Source organism: Aliikangiella maris (assembly GCF_040719265.1).
GTDB classification, from domain to species: domain Bacteria; phylum Pseudomonadota; class Gammaproteobacteria; order Enterobacterales; family Kangiellaceae; genus Aliikangiella; species Aliikangiella maris.
This window is the reverse complement of sequence record NZ_JBFDAH010000081.1, coordinates 1-2505: the sequence shown is the minus strand read 5'-3', so window position 1 is coordinate 2505 and position 2505 is coordinate 1. Positions and strand designations below refer to the sequence as shown.

General features: G+C 41.1%; 5 protein-coding genes and 1 pseudogene. 1 reads left to right on the top strand and 5 read right to left on the bottom strand.

Annotation, left to right across the window (positions count from 1 at the left end):
* Positions 1-148: 148 nt before the first annotated feature.
* Positions 149-361: pseudogene (locus ABVT42_RS22015) on the top strand (IS110 family transposase); the annotation flags it as partial.
* A 415-nt stretch (positions 362-776) separates the two neighbouring features.
* On the opposite strand, the gene ABVT42_RS22010 reads toward ABVT42_RS22015, so the two are convergent.
* The 5 genes from ABVT42_RS22010 to ABVT42_RS21990 form a co-directional block, all read right to left on the bottom strand.
* Positions 777-1238: a hypothetical protein gene (locus ABVT42_RS22010; RefSeq protein WP_353898187.1), complete on the bottom strand. Its 462-nt coding sequence runs from the start codon at positions 1236-1238 to the stop codon at positions 777-779.
* 115 nt (positions 1239-1353) lie between these two features.
* Entirely contained in the window at positions 1354-1677 is a 324-nt protein-coding gene (locus tag ABVT42_RS22005) for a hypothetical protein (RefSeq protein ID WP_367024484.1), read from the bottom strand.
* Between the two features lie 137 nt (positions 1678-1814).
* Entirely contained in the window at positions 1815-2069 is a 255-nt protein-coding gene (locus ABVT42_RS22000; protein WP_367024482.1) for a type II toxin-antitoxin system RelE family toxin, read from the bottom strand.
* On the bottom strand, positions 2069-2215 hold the full coding sequence (locus ABVT42_RS21995) for a hypothetical protein (protein ID WP_367024480.1): 147 nt from the start codon (positions 2213-2215) through the stop codon (positions 2069-2071). Before ABVT42_RS21995 ends, ABVT42_RS22000 begins: the two co-directional genes overlap by 1 nt.
* A gap of 1 nt (position 2216) precedes the next feature.
* Entirely contained in the window at positions 2217-2465 is a 249-nt protein-coding gene (locus tag ABVT42_RS21990) for a hypothetical protein (protein ID WP_367024478.1), read from the bottom strand.
* Positions 2466-2505 lie beyond the last annotated feature (40 nt).

The following is a 2505-nucleotide window of genomic DNA, read 5'->3' as shown; positions in this document are numbered from 1 at the left end:
AAATCGGCTATCGAACACTTTGGACGTATCAAAACGACTAAACCAGCGATTGTAAAATTCGTTAATCAGATGCAATCAAAATACCCTAAAGCGACTTTGCATTTTGTCTATAAAGTGTAATGGTCAAGTAAAACCAGACACTTTTTTAAGAGGCCTGAGCAAAACCATTATCGATATTGCCTGGAAAGCACAGCTACGATTGTGTAAACGTTATCAACGATTGATGAAACGAGGTAAACATTACAACGTGGTGATTACCGCCATTGCTCGAGAAATGATTGCGTACATTTGGGCCATTACACGAGAAGTTGTTATCTCTCCGGTTAATCTCAAACAACGGCTCGCTCGTGTACCAGCATGATTAAAAGTTTTGGATTCAATTGCAGATTAAACCACGGTAGGTGGTGTAATCTCCGAGGGCGTTAGGATGGCTGATGATGAAAATTAATTAGACCCACGAGCATAGACTGAAGACAGGCACCACGACGAAATAAGTAAGGTAGGTTAATCGCTTGGCGATAAAATCTACGGATACCAGCATGAGAACCGTCGAAAGTTACTGGCTTTAATCTGTGATTGAATTCATCCAACTTTTAGATAGCGGCACTTTGAAAAAATAGGGTGGGGATTTGTACGTTTTAATTGACAAAGGGAGTCATACCAACGCCGTGGTCAGTGGGGCAGTGTAGTGGAGCACTTTTTATGGTAAAAAAGCGGAGTGATACAATAAAAAATGCGAAGCGTAACTGGCTCCACTGCACCACATTGTTAGGCATTTAAGATACTACCTTGAGTAGAGTTCTTGGCTCTGAGACTATTTTATTCTCTGTCTTTCCATGGAAAGTTGCCATACCTATCATTGTGTTACTGTCGTTCTGAACCGTGAAAACATAAGTCCCAGTATCAAAACCAACCCCCTTTGCATCCTCGAAAATCAGGGTTACCTGATGACCGTTAATAAAACCATGATAGTGAAACTTCCTCTCGGACTTTTTACCGTCTCGGGTCTTCGTTCGGGTGCTCGTACCTTTTACAATACGGCCTTGCTGGGTCAGCTCGATTTTTCCTACTTTCACGTTCTTCCCGTTGCGCACTTCGGTAATCTCCCATGCCCCCACCACACGAATACCGTTGTACAGGCATCGATCTTTAAACGTGGGCCAAACCCATTTGGCGGTGATAGCGATTAATGCTGTAGCTACGACGCTAGCGAGTACACCCATTAAAAATTCATTCATGTATCTACTTTTTCCTTAATCGCTAAGTACAGACTTGCATTGCCTAACGCTCTAAGCTGCAGAAAATTAAGCGCAGAAGCGGTTATTTTTTCTGCAGACTTTTATTGTTAACGATTTACATCTCAATATTCGAGAAGTATGGGTGCGCAACGCAACCTGAAAGAAAAATCCTCACCTCTTTGCCTGTAGCGTAGGCAGACAGTAAAACACTTACAGCCGTTTTGTAACCGCTATCTGCCGCGGTAATCCTGTACCAACCGTTGTATTGGCAATTATCGGGATTAACTACAGGAGTATCTAGTTGAATTGAAAATGTATCGTTATTTCCTGAGTGTTGAGTCCAAACTTTGGTAATCTTCGCGGGGCCAATCCATTGCCCAGCTGCTAATAACTTTCCAGATAGTAATATCGTTAATATTAAAACTATGTATTTCTTCACTTAAACTTAATCCTCTTATAAAAGTTAACGCCTTTGTAACGGGCGTTTTTTGTGTAGTGGAGTTTTGCGGTAAAGTGGCGAAGCCACTGCAAAACGGAGCGTAGCAAAAAATGTCCTGTTAACAAACTTGTTAGCTTTTAGTAAATATTTCCGCGCCAATCTGCCTCTAACACCCACACTACAAGCTCTGAATCGATAACCTCATACACAACACGAAAATCACCGATTCTGTACCGGAAACGATTATGAAAGCCCTGCATGGTTTTGATATTTGGCCCGCTACGAGGATTGGTAGTTAGGTTTTCCATTTTCTGTAAGACTCGTCGTCTCATAACATGGTCTATTTTCTTTAGAGCCTTTTCTGCTTTTTTTGAGAAGCGTACCGTATACATTACGGCTTCTCCTTAAGAAGCTCTTCCAATGTTTTAAGTTTCTTGATTTCATGCTTAGGTGTTTTTAGCTTTTCCATTGTCGCGTCTTGATTAAGCCGGCGATCTTTCTCTTCTTCTGTTTCCTGGCGTGGCTTTTGATCGCTCATTTCAATCCTCTCCCATTAGATCATCTAAGCTTTTGGCGCCTGAATCATACTTTTCATCCAGTGCACTATCAATTTCATCCTCTTTTTCTTCAATTTTTTTTAGAAAAAACTCGTATGCTTTTGGCTGAATTATTACACCTATTAATTCGCCACTTTCACTCTCAATGAGAATATCCTCGCCCTCAATTGGATCTGGATTCTTTATTTTTCCCAACACATCAGCTGGGAGTGAGCTTTCCTTGATTTTCATTTTCACCTCATATTTGGATGTGTGATTGTATTGAAGCTAA

What these genes read in the sequence shown, in the direction of transcription:
- ABVT42_RS21995 (WP_367024480.1), bottom strand. Translation starts at nt 2,215, where the DNA reads ATGAGCGATCAAAAGCCACGCCAGGAAACAGAAGAAGAGAAAGATCGC.
- ABVT42_RS22010 (WP_353898187.1), bottom strand. Translation starts at nt 1,238, where the DNA reads ATGAATGAATTTTTAATGGGTGTACTCGCTAGCGTCGTAGCTACAGCA.
- ABVT42_RS22000 (WP_367024482.1), bottom strand. Translation starts at nt 2,069, where the DNA reads ATGTATACGGTACGCTTCTCAAAAAAAGCAGAAAAGGCTCTAAAGAAA.
- ABVT42_RS21990 (WP_367024478.1), bottom strand. Translation starts at nt 2,465, where the DNA reads ATGAAAATCAAGGAAAGCTCACTCCCAGCTGATGTGTTGGGAAAAATA.